16 protein-coding genes and 1 pseudogene are annotated in these 15,844 nt (G+C 71.9%); 13 read left to right on the forward strand and 4 right to left on the reverse strand.

The window, feature by feature from the left end:
* The first annotated feature begins 47 nt into the window (after nt 1–47).
* The 10 genes from sufD to OHB04_RS32815 all read left to right on the forward strand — a co-directional run bounded on the left by sufD (nt 48) and on the right by OHB04_RS32815 (nt 7,645).
* A complete protein-coding gene (sufD, locus tag OHB04_RS32770; protein WP_326691259.1) occupies nt 48–1,271 on the forward strand; it encodes a Fe-S cluster assembly protein SufD in 1,224 nt (407 codons plus the stop codon).
* Entirely contained in the window at nt 1,268–1,594 is a 327-nt protein-coding gene (locus OHB04_RS32775; RefSeq protein ID WP_326691260.1) for a non-heme iron oxygenase ferredoxin subunit, read from the forward strand. The genes sufD and OHB04_RS32775 overlap by 4 nt, the downstream gene beginning before the upstream one ends.
* Before the next feature lie 7 nt (nt 1,595–1,601).
* Nucleotides 1,602–2,366, forward strand: a complete 765-nt coding sequence (gene sufC, locus OHB04_RS32780; RefSeq protein WP_326691261.1) for a Fe-S cluster assembly ATPase SufC — start codon at nt 1,602–1,604, stop codon at nt 2,364–2,366.
* Complete coding sequence (locus OHB04_RS32785) at nt 2,363–3,631, forward strand: cysteine desulfurase (RefSeq protein WP_326691262.1); 1,269 nt, start codon at nt 2,363–2,365, stop codon at nt 3,629–3,631. The genes sufC and OHB04_RS32785 overlap by 4 nt, the downstream gene beginning before the upstream one ends.
* Nucleotides 3,632–3,640: 9 nt before the next feature.
* Nucleotides 3,641–4,105, forward strand: a complete 465-nt coding sequence (gene sufU, locus OHB04_RS32790; RefSeq protein WP_326691263.1) for a Fe-S cluster assembly sulfur transfer protein SufU — start codon at nt 3,641–3,643, stop codon at nt 4,103–4,105.
* Nucleotides 4,102–4,431, forward strand: a complete 330-nt coding sequence (locus OHB04_RS32795) for a metal-sulfur cluster assembly factor (protein ID WP_326691264.1) — start codon at nt 4,102–4,104, stop codon at nt 4,429–4,431. The genes sufU and OHB04_RS32795 overlap by 4 nt, the downstream gene beginning before the upstream one ends.
* Before the next feature lie 228 nt (nt 4,432–4,659).
* Complete coding sequence (locus OHB04_RS32800) at nt 4,660–4,980, forward strand: DMT family transporter (protein ID WP_326691265.1); 321 nt, start codon at nt 4,660–4,662, stop codon at nt 4,978–4,980.
* Complete coding sequence (locus OHB04_RS32805; protein ID WP_326691266.1) at nt 4,980–5,519, forward strand: TetR/AcrR family transcriptional regulator; 540 nt, start codon at nt 4,980–4,982, stop codon at nt 5,517–5,519. Before OHB04_RS32800 ends, OHB04_RS32805 begins: the two co-directional genes overlap by 1 nt.
* A gap of 115 nt (nt 5,520–5,634) precedes the next feature.
* On the forward strand, nt 5,635–6,624 hold the full coding sequence (gene dapD, locus OHB04_RS32810) for a 2,3,4,5-tetrahydropyridine-2,6-dicarboxylate N-succinyltransferase (RefSeq protein ID WP_326691267.1): 990 nt from the start codon (nt 5,635–5,637) through the stop codon (nt 6,622–6,624).
* Between the two features lie 58 nt (nt 6,625–6,682).
* Nucleotides 6,683–7,645 (forward strand): EI24 domain-containing protein, encoded by a 963-nt coding sequence (locus OHB04_RS32815; protein ID WP_326808873.1) that lies wholly within the window; start codon nt 6,683–6,685, stop codon nt 7,643–7,645.
* Nucleotides 7,646–7,698: 53 nt separating this feature from the next.
* On the opposite strand, the gene OHB04_RS32820 is transcribed toward OHB04_RS32815, so the two are convergent.
* Nucleotides 7,699–9,585, reverse strand: coding sequence for an endonuclease/exonuclease/phosphatase family protein (locus OHB04_RS32820; protein ID WP_326808874.1), 1,887 nt, complete (start codon nt 9,583–9,585; stop codon nt 7,699–7,701).
* A gap of 379 nt (nt 9,586–9,964) precedes the next feature.
* Between OHB04_RS32820 and OHB04_RS32825 the strand changes: the two genes are divergently transcribed.
* Nucleotides 9,965–11,557: a hypothetical protein gene (locus OHB04_RS32825; protein WP_326809565.1), complete on the forward strand. Its 1,593-nt coding sequence runs from the start codon at nt 9,965–9,967 to the stop codon at nt 11,555–11,557.
* A 119-nt stretch (nt 11,558–11,676) separates the two neighbouring features.
* Here the strand turns inward: OHB04_RS32825 and OHB04_RS32830 are convergent, their stop codons facing one another.
* Nucleotides 11,677–12,474, reverse strand: coding sequence for a crotonase/enoyl-CoA hydratase family protein (locus OHB04_RS32830; RefSeq protein WP_326691270.1), 798 nt, complete (start codon nt 12,472–12,474; stop codon nt 11,677–11,679).
* Between the two features lie 633 nt (nt 12,475–13,107).
* On the opposite strand from OHB04_RS32830, the gene OHB04_RS32835 reads away from it, so the two are divergent.
* Together OHB04_RS32835 and OHB04_RS32840 are read left to right on the forward strand one after the other, a co-directional pair.
* The gene (locus OHB04_RS32835; protein ID WP_326691271.1) at nt 13,108–14,394 is read left to right on the forward strand and encodes a YeeE/YedE family protein; all 1,287 of its coding nucleotides are present in this window, start codon (nt 13,108–13,110) and stop codon (nt 14,392–14,394) included.
* Nucleotides 14,395–14,673: 279 nt separating this feature from the next.
* Nucleotides 14,674–15,021 (forward strand): annotated as a pseudogene (locus OHB04_RS32840) (MFS transporter); the annotation flags it as partial.
* Here the strand turns inward: OHB04_RS32840 and OHB04_RS32845 are convergent.
* Nucleotides 14,988–15,182: a hypothetical protein gene (locus OHB04_RS32845; protein WP_326808875.1), complete on the reverse strand. Its 195-nt coding sequence runs from the start codon at nt 15,180–15,182 to the stop codon at nt 14,988–14,990. The pseudogene OHB04_RS32840 and the gene OHB04_RS32845 overlap by 34 nt on opposite strands.
* A 56-nt stretch (nt 15,183–15,238) precedes the next feature.
* The gene (locus OHB04_RS32850; protein WP_326691273.1) at nt 15,239–15,841 is read right to left on the reverse strand and encodes a DUF1648 domain-containing protein; all 603 of its coding nucleotides are present in this window, start codon (nt 15,839–15,841) and stop codon (nt 15,239–15,241) included.
* Nucleotides 15,842–15,844: the final 3 nt, after the last annotated feature.

Raw genomic sequence — 15,844 nt, forward strand, 5'->3', positions numbered from 1 at the left:
CGCACCCCAACCCCTTTTGAGCGAAGAAAGCGAGCAACACGACAGCCATGGCTGAGGCCCAGAACTCCTCCGAGGACCTCCGACAAGCTCCGGTCCAGGGGGGACCCCTATCGGTCGGTTCGAACACCACCGGAGCGATCGCGGTGGCCGCGGAGTCCACCACCGCCACGAGGATGAGCGCGCCGCCGTCCTTCGACGTGGCGGACTTCCCGGTGCCGCACGGCCGCGAGGAGGAGTGGCGGTTCACTCCTCTGGAGCGGCTGAAGGGCCTGCACGACGGTACGGCGCAGGCGTCCGGCTCGGTCAAGACCGAGGTGTCGGCGCCCGACGGCGTCACCGTCGAGACGGTCTCCCGGGACGACGCGCGCGTCGGCCGGGCCGGCAAGCCGGTCGACCGGGTCGCGGCCCAGGCGTTCTCCGCCTTCGAGAAGGCGTCGGTCATCACCGTGCCCAAGGACGCGGTCCTGGCCGAGCCGGTGCGGGTCAGCCTGCACGGCGAGGGCGGGGTCACCTACGGGCACACCGTCTTCGACATCGGCGCCTTCGCCGAGGCCGTCATCGTCATCGACCACACCGGTGACACCGTGCGCTCGGCCAACGTCGAGTTCGTCCTCGGTGACGGCGCCAAGCTCACCGTCGTCTCCGTGCAGGACTGGGACGACAGCGCGGTGCACTGCTCGCAGCACAACGCGCTGGTGGGCCGCGACGCGACGTTCAAGTCGGTCGTGGTCACCTTCGGCGGCGACGTCGTCCGGCTCAGCCCGCGCGTCAGCTACGGCGGCCCCGGCGGCGAGGCCGAGCTGTACGGCCTGTACTTCACCGACAGCGGCCAGCACCAGGAGCACCGTCTCCTCGTCGACCACGACACGCCCAACTGCCGCAGCAACGTGGCGTACAAGGGCGCGCTCCAGGGCGAGGACGCGCACGCGGTGTGGATCGGTGACGTGCTCATCCAGGCGGGTGCCACCGGCACCGACACCTACGAGCTGAACCGCAACCTGGTGCTCACCGACGGCGCCCGCGTCGACTCGGTGCCCAACCTGGAGATCGAGACCGGCGAGATCGTCGGCGCCGGCCACGCCTCGGCGACCGGCCGGTTCGACGACGAGCAGCTGTTCTACCTGATGGCGCGCGGCATCTCCGAGCGCGAGGCGCGCCGGCTGGTCGTACGCGGCTTCTTCGCCGAGCTCGTTCAGCAGATCGGGCTGCCCGACCTGGAGGAGCGGCTCATCACGCGGATCGAGACCGAGCTGGAGGCGTCGGTCTCATGAGCGAGGAGAGCTTCGTGCGCGCCACGGCGCTGAGCGACCTTGAGGAGGACACCCCGGTGCGGGTGGAGCTGGGCGGCGTCCCGGTCTCCGTCGTCCGCACGGAGGAGGGGGTGTTCGCGATCAACGACATCTGCTCGCACGCCAACGTCTCGCTCTCCGAGGGCGAGGTGGAGGATTGCACCATCGAGTGCTGGCTGCACGGCTCGCGCTTCGACCTGCGGACCGGCAAGCCCTCCGGGCTGCCCGCCACCCGGCCGGTCCCCGTATACCCCGTAAAGATCGAAGGGGACGATGTTCTCGTCTCCGTCACACAGGAGTCCTGAAGTCCCCATGGCAACGCTTGAGATCAACGACCTGCACGTCTCCGTCGAAACCGAAGGCGGCCCCACCGAGATCCTGCGCGGCGTCGACCTGAGCATGAAGCAGGGCGAGACGCACGCGATCATGGGCCCGAACGGCTCCGGCAAGTCCACGCTCGCGTACTCCCTGGCCGGTCACCCGAAGTACACCGTCACCAGCGGCTCCGTGAAGCTCGACGGCGAGGACGTCCTGGAGATGTCCGTCGACGAGCGCGCCCGCGCCGGTGTCTTCCTCGCCATGCAGTACCCGGTCGAGGTTCCCGGAGTCTCCGTCTCCAACTTCCTGCGTACCTCCGCCACCGCCGTGCGCGGCGAGGCACCCAAGCTGCGTACCTGGGTCAAGGAGGTCAAGGAGGCCATGGAGCGGCTCTCCATCGACCCGAAGTTCGCCGAGCGCAACGTCAACGAGGGCTTCTCCGGCGGTGAGAAGAAGCGCCACGAGATCCTCCAGCTGGAGCTGCTCCGGCCGAAGATCGCGATCCTCGACGAGACCGACTCCGGCCTCGACGTCGACGCCCTGCGCGTGGTCTCCGAGGGCGTCAACCGCGTCCACGAGACCGGTGAGGTCGGCACCCTGCTGATCACCCACTACACGCGCATCCTGCGCTACATCAAGCCCGACTTCGTGCACGTCTTCGCCAAGGGCCGCATCGCCGAGTCCGGCGGCGCCGAGCTGGCGGACAAGCTGGAGGAAGAGGGCTACGAGGAGTACGTGAAGGGTGGTGCCACTGCGTGACAGCTTCCTCCCAGTCGCTTCCGGGGCTGCTCGACACCGAGGCGATCCGTAAGGATTTCCCGATCCTGGATCGCCAGGTGCACGACGGCCAGAAGCTGATCTACCTGGACAACGCCGCGACCTCGCAGAAGCCGACCCAGGTGCTGGACGCGCTGGCCGACTACTACGAGCGGCACAACGCGAACGTGCACCGCGGGGTGCATGTGCTCGCCGAGGAGGCCACGGCGCTGTACGAGGGCGCGCGCGACAAGGTCGCCGCGTTCATCAACGCGCCCAGCCGCGACGAGGTGATCTTCACCAAGAACGCCTCGGAGTCGCTGAACCTCGTGGCGAACATGCTCGGCTGGGCCGATGAGCCCTACCGCGTCGAGCGCGACACCGAGATCGTCATCACGGAGATGGAGCACCACTCCAACATCGTGCCGTGGCAGCTGCTGTCGCAGCGCACGGGCGCGAAGCTGAAGTGGTTCGGGCTGACCGACGAGGGCCGGCTCGACCTGAACGGGATCGATCAGCTGATCACCGAGCGCACCAAGGTCGTCTCGCTCACGCTGGTCTCCAACATCATGGGCACCTTCAACCCCATCGAGGCCATCGTGCGCCGGGCCCAGGAGGTGGGCGCGCTGGTCGTGGTGGACGCCTCGCAGGCCGCGCCGCACATGGTGCTGGACGTCCAGGCGCTCCAGGCCGACTTCGTGGCCTTCACCGGGCACAAGATGTGCGGGCCCACAGGCATCGGCGTGCTGTGGGGGCGGCAGGAGCTGCTCAACGACCTTCCGCCGTTCCTCGGCGGCGGCGAGATGATCGAGACCGTTTCGATGCACTCGTCGACGTACGCGCCCGCGCCGCACAAGTTCGAGGCCGGCACGCCGCCGATCGCCCAGGCGGTCGGTCTGGGCGCCGCTGTGGATTACCTCACGGCGATCGGCATGGAGCGGATCCACACACACGAGCAGGCGCTGACCGAGTACGCGGTGCGCAAGCTCCAGGAGATCCCGGACCTGCGGATCATCGGCCCCCCCACGGCCGAGGACCGGGGTGCGACGATCTCCTTCACGCTCGGTGACATCCACCCGCACGACGTCGGTCAGGTCCTGGACGAGCAGGGCATCGCGGTCCGTGTCGGACACCACTGCGCTCGGCCCGTCTGCCTGCGGTACGGAATTCCCGCGACCACGCGAGCGTCGTTCTATCTGTACTCCACTCCCGCCGAGGTGGACGCCTTGGCGGACGGGCTGGAGCACGTACGGAATTTCTTCGCTTAGGGGCTGTCGGTGAAGCTGGACTCCATGTACCAGGAAGTGATCCTGGACCACTACAAGCATCCGCACGGACGTGGCCTGCGCGAAGGCGACGCCGAGGTGCACCACGTCAACCCGACGTGCGGGGACGAGATCACCTTGCGGGTGCGCTACGACGGCGACACGATCAAGGATGTGTCGTACGAGGGTCAGGGCTGCTCCATCAGCCAGGCCAGCGCCTCGGTGCTGAACGAGCTGCTGGTCGGCAAGGAGCTGGGTGAGGCCCGTCAGATCCAGGAGAGCTTCCTGGAGCTGATGCAGTCCAGGGGCCAGCTTGAGCCGGACGACACCATGGAGGACCTGCTGGAGGACGCTGTGGCGTTCGCCGGGGTCTCGAAGTACCCGGCGCGGGTGAAGTGCGCCCTGCTGAGCTGGATGGCCTGGAAGGACGCCACGGCGCAGGCATTCGGTGAGCCGACCAAGGAGACGACATCATGACCGAGACGACCACCAAGCCCGCGAGCGAGGACGAGGTCCGCGAGGCGCTGATGGACGTCGTCGACCCGGAACTGGGTATCGACGTCGTCAACCTCGGCCTGATCTACGGGGTTCACATCGATGACGCGAACATCGCGACCATCGACATGACGCTCACGTCGGCGGCCTGCCCGCTGACCGACGTCATCGAGGACCAGGCAGTGTCCGCGACCGAGGGCATCGTCAACGAGCTCAAGATCAACTGGGTCTGGATGCCCCCGTGGGGTCCGGACAAGATCACCGACGACGGCCGCGAGCAGCTCAGGGCGCTGGGCTTCAACGTCTGAGCCGCCGCGCTGATCGCGCCGTCCCGGAGCTGATCACACCGCCGGGAAAACCGCCTCGTAACGGCCATGCCCGCCAGCCATGCTGGCGGGCATGGCCGTTTTGCTGCACCAACCTCGGGCTCGGGGCCCGGAAGCCGGACATCGGGCAGGGGGAGGGCAGGTCCTGGTGGTGCTCCGGGAACCGGATTATATGTACAGGCGTACGCAACGTTGTGTACGCTCGTACGCATGATGTACGTGACGCTCGCAGGCGCGATTTTCGCCGAGATTCTGGCGACGACCTCGATGAAGTACAGCGACGGCTTCAGCAAGCTGTGGCCCTCGCTGATCACCGGGGTGGGGTACGTGGTGGCGTTCCTGCTGCTCGCGCATACGCTGAAATCCATGTCCGTGGGCACCGCCTACGCGATCTGGTCCGGCGCGGGGACGGCAGTGGTGGCGATGATCGGGATGGTGTTCATCGGCGAGGCCGTCACCATGGCGAAGATCCTCGGGCTGTTGCTGGTGATCGCGGGGGTTGTGGTGCTGAACCTGGGAGGAGCGCATTGATGGCACGGCGGTACGACCCCGAGCGGCGGCAGCGCATCATCGACGCCGCGATCAGGATCGTGGAGCTGAAAGGCATCACGGCGCTGAGCCACCGCTCGGTCGCGGCCGAGGCCGATGTGCCGCTCGGCTCCACGACGTACCACTTCGCGAGCCTGGACGATCTGCTCGTCGCGGCGCTGGAACAGGTCAACTGCGGGCCGCAGTCCGCGATCGAGAGCTGGGAGCGTGAGCTGTCGGGCGACGAGCCGCTGCTGGACGCGGTCACGCGGATCCTGGAGGAGTACACCTCGGGCGCGCACGGGCGGATCCGGCTGGAGTACGAGCTGTATCTGGGCGCGCTGCGCCGCCCGCCCCTCCAGCCGGTGGCTGCGGCCTGGATCGACGACTGGGTCGAGGTGGTCGGCCGCCACACCGCCGACCCCGCCACAGCGCGGGCGCTGGCGGCGCTGATCGACGGGCTGCTGCTCCAGTTCCTGCTCACCGCCCGGCCCTTCGACCGTACGGAGGTCCGGGCCGCGCTCGCCCGGGTCATCGGCTGACCCAGGCCGCTGCCGACCGGCAGGCCGGACCGCGGCCAAGGCCGCCGCCGAGGCCGCCTGATCGCACAGCGGACCGGTTCGTCATCGCGGCCCGGATCCGGATAGCGTTCCAGGCATGACCGACGCACCCACCACTCGCACCACCGGCGCCGTCGCCGCCGGGCTCGCCACCGTCACGGCCGACGGGAGCGTACTCGACACCTGGTTCCCCAGCCCCGAGCTGACCACCGAGCCGGGCCCCGCCGGAACCGAGCGGCTGAGCGCCGAGCGCGCCGCCGCGCTGCTGGGAGAGGCCGCGCCGCAGGCGATGGGGCCCGACCCGCGCCGCGGGGTCGAGATCATCGCCGTCCGTACGGTCGTCGCCTCCCTGGACGACAAGCCGCTGGACGCGCACGACGTCTATCTCCGGCTGCACCTGCTCAGCCACCGCCTCGTCCGCCCCCACGGGCAGAGCCTGGACGGGATCTTCGGGCACCTGGCGAACGTCGCCTGGACCAGCCTCGGCCCTGTGGCCGTCGACAACCTGGAGCAGGCGCGCCTCAACGCGCGCGCCTCCGGCACCCACCTGAGCGTCACCAGTGTCGACAAGTTCCCGAGGATGACCGACTACGTCGCGCCCAAGGGCGTGCGTATCGGCGACGCCGACCGGGTGCGCCTGGGCGCCCACCTGGCCGAGGGCACCACCGTCATGCACGAGGGCTTCTGCAACTTCAACGCCGGCACACTGGGCACCTCCATGGTTGAGGGCCGCATCAGCGCGGGCGTGGTCCTGGGCGACGGCACGGACCTGGGCGGCGGCGCCTCGATCATGGGCACGCTCTCCGGCGGCGGCAAGCAGACCATCTCCATCGGACAGCGCTGCCTGATCGGTGCCGAGGCGGGCATCGGCATTTCGCTGGGCGACGACTCCGTGGTGGAGGCCGGGCTCTACGTCACGGCGGGCACCCGCGTCTCCCTGCCCGACGGGAAGATCGTCAAGGCTCTGGAGCTGTCCGGCGCCAACAACCTGCTCTTCCGCCGCAACTCGGTGACCGGCTCCGTGGAGGCGCTCCAGCGCACCGGCTCCTGGGGCGGCCTGAACGAGGCCCTGCACAGTCACAACTGAGTTCCGGCCGGTCCACCCCGGCCCCCCGCGCATGCCCGTAGGCCATAGGCTTACGGGCATGCGCGATCTTGTGGCCGGAATGCGGTACTTGGGGCGGGGCCAGCGGTGGGTGCTGGGGCACGGACGGTGGTTCGGGTTCGGGCTGCTGCCCGCGCTGGTCACCCTCGCCCTCTACGCCGTCGTCCTCACGGTGTTGGGCTTTTGGACGGACGACATCGTCACCTGGGCCACGCCCTTCGCCGACGACTGGAGCTCGGCCTGGCGGGGGACGCTGCGCGGGGTCTTCGCGGCGCTGCTGTGGGGCGGGGTGCTGATGCTGGCGGTCGTCACCTTCGCCGCCGTCACGCTGCTGGTCGGCGAGCCCTTCTACGAGAAGCTTTCGGAGAAGGTCGAGGAGAGCGAGGGCGGACTCCCGCCGGGCCGGGACCTGCCGCTGTGGCAGGAGCTGTGGACCGCGTTGCGCGACAGCCTGTTCGTGCTGTGGCGCACGCTGCTGTTCACGGTGCCGCTGTTCCTCCTCGGCTTTGTGCCCTTCGTCGGTCAGACGATCATCCCGGTCCTCGGGTTCTGCGTATCCGGCTTCTTCCTCTCCCTTGAGCTGTCCTCGGTCGCCATGCAGCGCCGGGGCATCCCGGTGCGGGAGCGGCTACGGATGCTGCGCCGGCGCAAGGCCCTCGCGCTGGGCTTCGGGGTGCCGCTGGTGCTGTGCTTCCTGGTGCCCGTCGCGGCCGTCTTCCTCATGCCGGGCGCGGTCGCCGGTGCCGCGCTGCTGGTCCGGGACCTGCTGGGGGAGCGCGGGCCGGACCCGCAGGCCCCCGGACAGGGCGGGCCCGCGCAGGGGCAGGCCGCGCCGCAGCCGTACGGCCAGGCGCCGGGGGCCGACGGCCGTACGGCGTCCCCGTACGGACCGCCGCCTGCGGGCCCGTACGGAGCGCCCTCGGGAGGCCCGTACGGTCCGCCGCCCGGGGATCCGTACGGAGCGCCGCCCGCATCCGGGGGCGGCGCCTCCACCCGGCCCTGAGCCGCCGGCGCGTCCGCGAGGCTCCGTGTACGGCGGAGCGTTGAACTCCCGCCTCAGCGCAGCGGTATCCGCACGACCGACGGGTCGTGGTCGCTGGACTGGTCGGCGAACTCCGCGTTGATGTGGACGATGTCGTAGTCGGGACGCCGCGCCCCCGGGCTGGTCAGCAGGTGATCCAGGCTCTGGGAGTTGCCGTTGAAGACGTAGCCGTAGCGCTCGTTCTCCGGCAGCTGATTCATGGGGCTGGTCAACGCGTTGCCGGAGCGCAGCGCGTCCAGGGAGGGCGAGAACGGGAAGTCGTTGAAGTCGCCGCCCGCGACGATCAGCGCGTCCCGGTCCTTGGCACGCACGTCCCGCGCGAAGGAGTTGAGCAGCTTCGCCTGCTCCACACGCTGCGGCTCCGAGTGCCGGGTCGGCGGCTGGAAGCGGCCCTCCATCGGCTCGTCGCCGTCCAGGTCGCCACCGCCCTTGGAGCTGAAGTGGTTGGCGACGACGAACACCGGGCGGCCCCGGAAGCGGAACTCACCGGCCAGCGGCTTGCGGCTGGCCTTCCACGCCGGGTCCTGCGGGGCGATCCGCCCCGGTGAGGCCGACAGCGCGGGCTTGCCGCCCTTCCCGACGACCTCGACGGGGGTGGTCGCGTCGCCGCCGGGCCGGTCGGTGAAGGAGACCCGCTCGGGGTTGTAGAGGAACGCGACGCGGATGTTGCCGCCCGGCTGGCCGCCGTCCTGCTTGTCGCCCGGGTCGATCTGGCGCCACTTGTAGGAGGGCCCGCCCGCCTTGCGGACCGCCTCGGTGAGCTTGTCGAGGGTCTTGCCCGCGCTGACCGTGCCGTCGTCGTCGGGGCCGGTGTCGTCCTGGACCTCCTCGACGGTGACGATGTCGGGCGAGGACAGGTTGGTCACCAGCCCCTCGGCCAGCCGGTCGAACTTGGCCGGGTCGGTCTTGGGGGAGAGGTTCTCGACGTTGTAGGTGGCCACCGCCAGTTCGTCCGCGCGCTGTGCCCTGGTCCGCTCGCGCTTCAGGTCCCGGTCCTGGTGGGTGCCCAGCGTGGTGGCGCGCAGCGTGTAGCCGCCGAACTGCTCGTAGTCCAGGGGCCCTTCGGTCTTCCCGGCCAGCCCGTCGCCGACGTCGGCCCGTGGGAAGGGGTGCTCGTCGGGCGGGAGGAGCGAGGAGACCTTCATCCGGGCGCCGTTCTGATCCCCGTACGAGCCGTAGAGGGTGCCGCCGCGCGGGGTGGGGCGCTGGCGCGGGTCGGTGGTGACCCACAGGTCGTCGTAGGCGGAGGTCGGGCCCGTGACCCGTGCGCCGCGCGCCGAGACGCGCATGCCCTCCAGCGCCTCGTAGCGGTCCAGCGCGTAGCGGGAGGGGCGCAGGGCGCGCTTCTCGATGCTGTCGCCGCCCGCCTCGGGGGCGTAGGCGCGGGGGACGCTGTGCGGGGTCAGCCGGAAGGCGGCGGGCAGCTTCGCGCGGCGCTCCTCGCTCTTCGCGCGGCGCCCTTCGCCCGTGGCACTGTCCGGCGCGGACTTCCAGGTGGCGCCGGTGAGCTGGGTGACGGACTGGCCGCCGGCCTCCTTGCCGCCCGGGTAGAACTCGCTGACCTCGCCGGAGACCGTCAGCTTGTCCCCGACGGCGACGCCGGGGCTCTTCTTGCCGGTGTAGACGAAGATCCCCTCGCTGGTGGCCGGGTCGTCGTCGGGGTCGGCGTCCTGGAGCCAGAAGCCGCGCGCGGAGCCGAAGTCGCGTACGCCCGTGACGATTCCGGGCACACCGGCGACCTCGCGGCCCGCGTAGGGGGACAGTCGGGTGGCGCCCTGGATGTCGTGGATGCGTACCTCTGCGCCGGAATCCTCGGCTCCGGCGGAGGACGGCAGGACCAGCAGGGTGGAGCAGACGGCGGCGACGGTGAGCGTCGCACCCCGTGTCGGTCGGGACGGCACGGAAAGCCTCCGGAGTTCGGGCCCTTGGGGCGTTGCTGTGCGGTGCTGGGCGGGTGGTGGTGCGGTGCTGGGCGGAGCGAGCGGTGCTGGGTGGGGCAGGCTGCGCCGAGCGGCGCGCCGGGGCGCGGAGGCGGTGCGTGCGCCGTGGGCGTGGGGCGCGCACCGGCAGCGCCGGGTGGCTGGACGGCATTCTCTACGCGCGTAAAGTCTGGCGGGGAAACGGCGGTTGTCAAGGACGTGACATGGCGCGAGAGCGCCCCGCCGCCCTCCTGTTACATGGCGGGTGCACGATTCGGGCAGCCGGGGACAGAACCCGTCTACGCTGGGGGCCTTGCACCGCCCCGAGAACCCGTAGGACTCGTAGGAGATGAACGCGCACATGACCGGTGACGACCGTCCCACCATGCCGCCTGTACGGCTGCCCTCCGATGCCGAACTGGCACGGGACGCGCTGGCCGCGCCGCTCCTGGCGCGCGCGGTGGAGCTCACCCGCTGGGCGCGCGCGGGCGAGCCCGAGGGCGCGGGCATCCCGGTCGGAGCGGGCGGCGAGCTGCTGTCCGAGCAGCTCAAACAGGCCGCTGCGCACCTGGGTCTGGCGGACGGCGAGGACGCGCCCGCGCTGGCGGCCGACGCGTGGAACTTCGCGGTGGACACCGGGCTGCTGGTCATCGACGAGGACGAGGACGAGCAGGCGGCGGGCGGCGACGACGCCTCGCCCTCCAGCGACGAGCCGGTCGGCGTGGCCACCCCGGACGAGGAGATGGCCGGGCTCACCGGCGGCGGCGCCGAGGCGGGCGCCCCGACCCCCGCGGAGATCCTCGAGGTCTGGCAGAACGGCTTGGAGACGGTGCTCGCCGACGCCGCGACCCCCAGCTTCGAAGAGCTGCTCGGCGGCATCGAGAACGCCATCGGCCAGGACGGCCAGATCGACCCGGACGCCATCGACCTCGACTCCGTGGACTGGAACCCGGAGGAGGAGGCCGACTTCCTCGACAGCGCTCTCGGCAACCTCTATCTGCTGACCGCCACGGACGCCGCCGTCGCCGCGGGCTCGATGGTGCCGCTGCCGGTCCTCGCCGCCTCGATGATCGTCCCGGAGGGCATGGACGAGCCCACCGACGAGGTGCTCGAAGAGGTCTCCACGGCGATGATGCGGCTGGACGAGCAGTTCCGGATGCTGGAGCCGACCGGACTGGTGGAGTACCAGCCGGTGGACGAGGCGCTCACCCGCGAGGCAGGAGAGGCCGAAGAGGCCCTGGAAGCCGAACAGTTGGGCGGCGACCTGGACGACGAGGACGTCTCGCGCTACGGAATGGTGCGGCTGACCCCGCTCGGGCTGCACGGGGTGCGCGAGCGGATGCGGGAGGCCGGTCTGGACGTACCCGCCGTCGGCGATCTGGCCGGATCCGGCGCTGATGTGCTCCTCGCGGCACTCCCCGTCTACACCGAGGACAACGCGCGCAGCGAGATCGAGACGTGGTTCGCCGAGCGCGCCGGACGGCCCGAGGGCGGCGGGACGGCGGGCGCGGCCCGCGAGCTGCTGGCCGCGGCGCGCGGCGGCGACGACGAAGGTCCCGTGCGCAGGCTGGCGTGCCAGCAGGCCCTCTCGCTGGCCGGCCCCGAGGCCGAGTCCGCGCTGCGCGAGGTGCTGGATGACCGGCAGCTCGGCGGCCTGGCGCGGGTGTGGCTGGCGGAGCGCGGCGCGGCGGACGTGCCGCAGCCCGACGAGGAGATGGTCTTCTGGCTGACCGTCGACACGATCGCGGCCCAGCTCGCCACGGCGGGGGAGCCGGAGGAGCTCCAGGACCTGGTGCGCGGGCTGGTGGACCAGCACGCGGGCTTCTTCGAGAAGGCATGGCGCGTCGACCACCCGGCGACCGGCGAGGTGCTGGAGGCGATGGGCCGCGTGCACCCGGACAAGCAGGTCGCCAAGGCCGCGCGCAAGGCCGCCTTCAAGGCCCGCTCCCGCTGACACGTCCTGGCAGTCCCGACAGGGGCCTTGACGCAGGGCCGCCCTCCCGCCGGTGCGAGCCGGAGGGAGGGCGGTGAGTGTTCAAGGAACCGCGCGGCAGTCACAGCTTCGCGGAGGGCTCAGCTCTCGTCGGGCGGCGGCCCGCCGGTGCCGCTGAAATCGCCGTGCCTGCCCTCGCCCGCGGCGAAGCGGGCCGCGCCCTCCCGCGCCTCGGTCAGCGCGTCCTGGCTGTGCGCGAACTCGTTGACCATCGCCTGCCGCTCCGGCAGCCCCTGCTGGCCGCGCAGGGAGGCCAGATCGGTGCGCAGACAGGTCTGCGGGAAGCGCGCCAGTGACGCGGCCAGCTCCTCGGCCGCCGCGCGCGCCTCGCCGCGCGGCACCACCCGGTTGGCCAGCCCGATGCCGTACGCCTCGGCGGCGTCCACGGGACGTCCCGTCAGCACCATGTCGGCGGCGCGCCCCGCGCCGATCAGCCGGGGGAGGCGCACCGTACCGCCGTCGATGAGGGGCACCCCCCAGCGGCGGCAGAAGACGCCGAACACCGCGTCCTCCTCGGCCACCCGAAGGTCGCACCACAGCGCCAGCTCCAGTCCGCCCGCGACGGCGTACCCGCTGACGGCGGCGATCACCGGTTTGGTGAGCTTGAGCCGCGTGGGTCCCATGGGTCCGTCGCCCTCCGGCGAGAGGCGGTTGCCGCGCTCGGTGCCCATGGCCTTCAGGTCGGCGCCCGCGCAGAACGTCCCGCCCTCGCCCCACAGCACCGCCGCGCTCGCGCCGCGATCGGCCTCGAAGGCCCGGAACGCGTCGGCGAGCGCGGCCCCCGTCGGTCCGTCCACGGCGTTACGCGCCTCCGGGCGCGAGAGCACCACGGTGGTGACGGCACCGGCGCGTTCGGTGCGGACGGAAGAGCTGCTCACGAATCGGCCTCCGAGGCGGGAGCGGGTGAGGGCGGGTGGCGCGTCGGACCGGAGCGGACGCGACGGCCCGGAACGGACGCGACGGCCCGGAACGGAACGGAACCGAGCCTAAGCCGGGGACCGGCCGCTCTCCAGGCCCTCGGGGTGACCGCCGGCGGCCTGTGGGGCCCTCCCCCCGTCCCCCCTGTATCCCACCGCGTCCCCTTTGTGACCCCTCCGTATCTCAAATCCACATCTCGCTGCATGAGACGTGGAGGTGTGGATTCCGGTGCCTCGATTACCGTTGCACGCATGTTCGGACCTGCGCGCCTGCGGGCGCTCGCGCTCACGCTCTTCGCGGCCACCGCGTGGAGCGTCGACGACGCGCTCTGTCCCCGCTGACGCCGCCGCGCCGCGCCTTCCGGACCCGCCACCTCCTTCCCCGCCGTCTCCCCCCGTCTCCCGGCCGCCCCGTGCCTGTCGGCCGGTCCTGGCGGATCCGGGCGGGGCCCGGGTGGCCCGGTTCCCTGCCTCGCGTGCCGTGCCCCGTGCGGCGGCCCCTCGTACGCTGCCGCCGCACGGCGCGGCGTACCGCCCGTCCCTGTCCGCCTCGCCTCCCCGGCGTTTCCTCCCGTACCCCGCACGGAGGTCCTCGTGACGACCGCTCCACCCGCCGAGGCGCAGCCGCCGGTCCGCACCGGGCTGCTGCCGCCCTCACCCACCAGCGCCCCCGCGCCCGAGGCGGCGCCCGCGCCCGCCGTGCGGTGGCTGCCGCTCGCCGTCGCGCTGGTCATCGGGCTCGCCCTGACCGGCTACGTCTGGGCGGCGCACGGCACCAAGCCCGGCGTACTGCTGCTGCTCGGCATCGGCCTGGGAGTGGGCCTCTTCCACTCCCGGTTCGGATTCACCTCCGCCTGGCGGCAGTTGATCGCCGTCGGCAACGGCACCGGGCTGCGCGCGCACGCGCTGCTGCTCGGGACGACGGCCACACTCTTCGCGCTGATCATCGGCACCGGCACCGGGCTGTTCGGCTCCGTGCCGGCGCCCAGTGCCGGGCCGCTGGGCGCCGGACTGCTGGTCGGGGCCTTCCTCTTCGCCGTCGGCATGCAGCTCGGCGGCGCCTGCGCCTCCGGCACGCTCTTCGCCGTCGGCTCGGGCCAGAGCACCATCGTGCTGACCCTCGGTGGCTTCATCGTCGGCTCGACCCTCGCCGCGTGGCAGTACGGGCTGTGGGGCGACCTCCCCGCATTCGACCCGGTCGTCTTCTCCGACCACCTCGGCTGGGGCGGTTCGCTGGCCGTGACGCTGGTGGCGCTCGCGGCCGTCGTCCTCATCTCGCGCCGGGTGCAGTCGCGGCGCAACCCGCCGCCGGTGGGCGCGCCGCCGTCCGCGCGCGGCACCCTCGCCCGGGTGGTGCGCGGCTCCTGGCCGCTGGCCGCCGGTGCGCTGGTGCTCGCGGTGCTCGGCGGGGCGGTGCTGCTGGTGTCGGGCGGCGCCTGGGGCATCACCAGCGCCTTCGCGCTGTGGGGCTCCAAGCTCGTGGGAGCGCTGGGCGGTTCGCCCGAGAGCTGGGCGTTCTGGCAGGACCCGAAGAACGCCCAGCAGCTCGCCGGGCCCGTGCTGGCCGACAAGACCAGCCTCACCGACCTCGGCATCATGATCGGTGCCGCGGTCGCCGCCGCGGCGGGTGGCGTCTGGACGCTGCACCGGGGCGTGCCGTGGCGTACGGCCGTCGCCGCCGTGCTCGGCGGAGTACTGATGGGGATCGGTGCGCGGCTCGCCGGAGGATGCAACATCGGCGCCTACCTGGCCGGGATCGCCTCCGGCAGCCTGCACGGCTGGATCTGGGGCGCCGTCGCGCTCGGCGGCACCTGGGCCGGGCTGCGGCTGCGCCCGTACTTCGGCCTGGGCAACCCCAAGCCGGGCGACGGGGTCTGCTGACGACCTGCCCACGCTGACAGGGCGGAGGCCCGTCCGCGCTGACAGGGCTGATGCCCCGCCCACGCTGACAGACCGGAACGGCCGCCCGCCGCGCACCCGCCGGGCGGCCGTTCCGGTTCGTGCGGGCGAGGCGGCTCTTTCGTGCGGGCGAGGTGGCATTCCGGTTCGGGTGTGCGGGTGTTCCGTCCCCCGCGTATGACCAGGTCCTGGCGGCGCATGCGGACCGGCGAGTCCGGCGACCCGGTTCCGGGATCCGCTCCGTACGATCGAGCGGACCGGGCCGGTTTCGCTGCACCGTCCGCCGCGACACTGCCCGCGCTCTTCCCGGCCAGCGTGCGCTACGCCGCGATGGGCATCGGCTTCAACTTCTCGGTCGCCGCCTTCGGCGGCACGACACCGCTGTTCACCGAGGGGCTGGTGCACCTGATGGACAACAGCCTGGTGCCCGGCTGCCATCTGATCGTCAGCGGGCTGATCGGCCTGGTCGCTGTGCACTTCATGCCGGAGAGCGCCGGGGTCCCGCTGCGCGGCTCGCAGCCCATGGTCGGCTCCGAGCAGGAGGCACAGGAGCTGATCTCCACCAGCCGACAGCTTCAGACGCTCCGGGAGAGGGAGGCCCGTTCCTGAAGCCGGTCCCCCCGGGGCCGCTCAGCGCGGATCGAAGGGCCGCTGTCCAGGAAGCGGACCTGCTCGCTTTCGACGGCCTCGGCCAGCGCCTCGAACGTCGCCGCGGCGTCCGGATGCGTCCGCATCCCCTCGAAGGCACGGGCGATGTGGCCCTGGTCCATCCCTGGCCACGCTCCTGGCCAAAGCGCAGCCGCACTGAAGCGCGCACCGCAAGATCTCATCCGGTCCGTTTCCGGCCGGCCGGTCGGCCGGTCCGCGCGCCCTGGCCGTCCCGGTCCCGGCCCCTGCCCCGGCGGTCCAGGACGGCGGTCGCGAGGACCGCGAGGGTGCCGGCGAGGAGGGGCAGCATGGTGAGCAGCAGCGGCAGGGTGACGTTCTCGCCCTGCTCGCCGAGCGGGTCCGTGCGCCACATCAGCGTGCAGGCGACGGCGAGTCCCATTCCCACACAGCACGCGAGGAACAGCTGCGCCTTCGCCGCGCGCCGCGCACCGCGCCGGGTGCGCGGCCGGTTGACCAGGCTGGACACCCGCTCGCCCGGGGCGAGTTCGGACTCCGGCCGCACGCGCAGGGTGAGCAGGGCCGTCGCGCTCATGACGGCGAGGACGCCGGCGTGGAGGAAGACGGGCACGAACACGCTGCCGACCGACTTGGCGGCGTACGAGTCGACCCCGTCGCTGCCCAGATGCTGCGGCACCCGGCCCGGCAGTTGCGGATACACCATGATCCCCCAGACCGTGAGGCCCGCCAGCACCAGGATCCCGGGTGCCAGCCACAGCCAGGGGAAGCCCGCCCGCCCTTCTTCGTGCCCTTGCGCCCCCACGTT

The sequence above is a fragment of the Streptomyces sp. NBC_01775 genome (assembly GCF_035917675.1).
Taxonomy (GTDB): Bacteria; Actinomycetota; Actinomycetes; order Streptomycetales; family Streptomycetaceae; genus Streptomyces.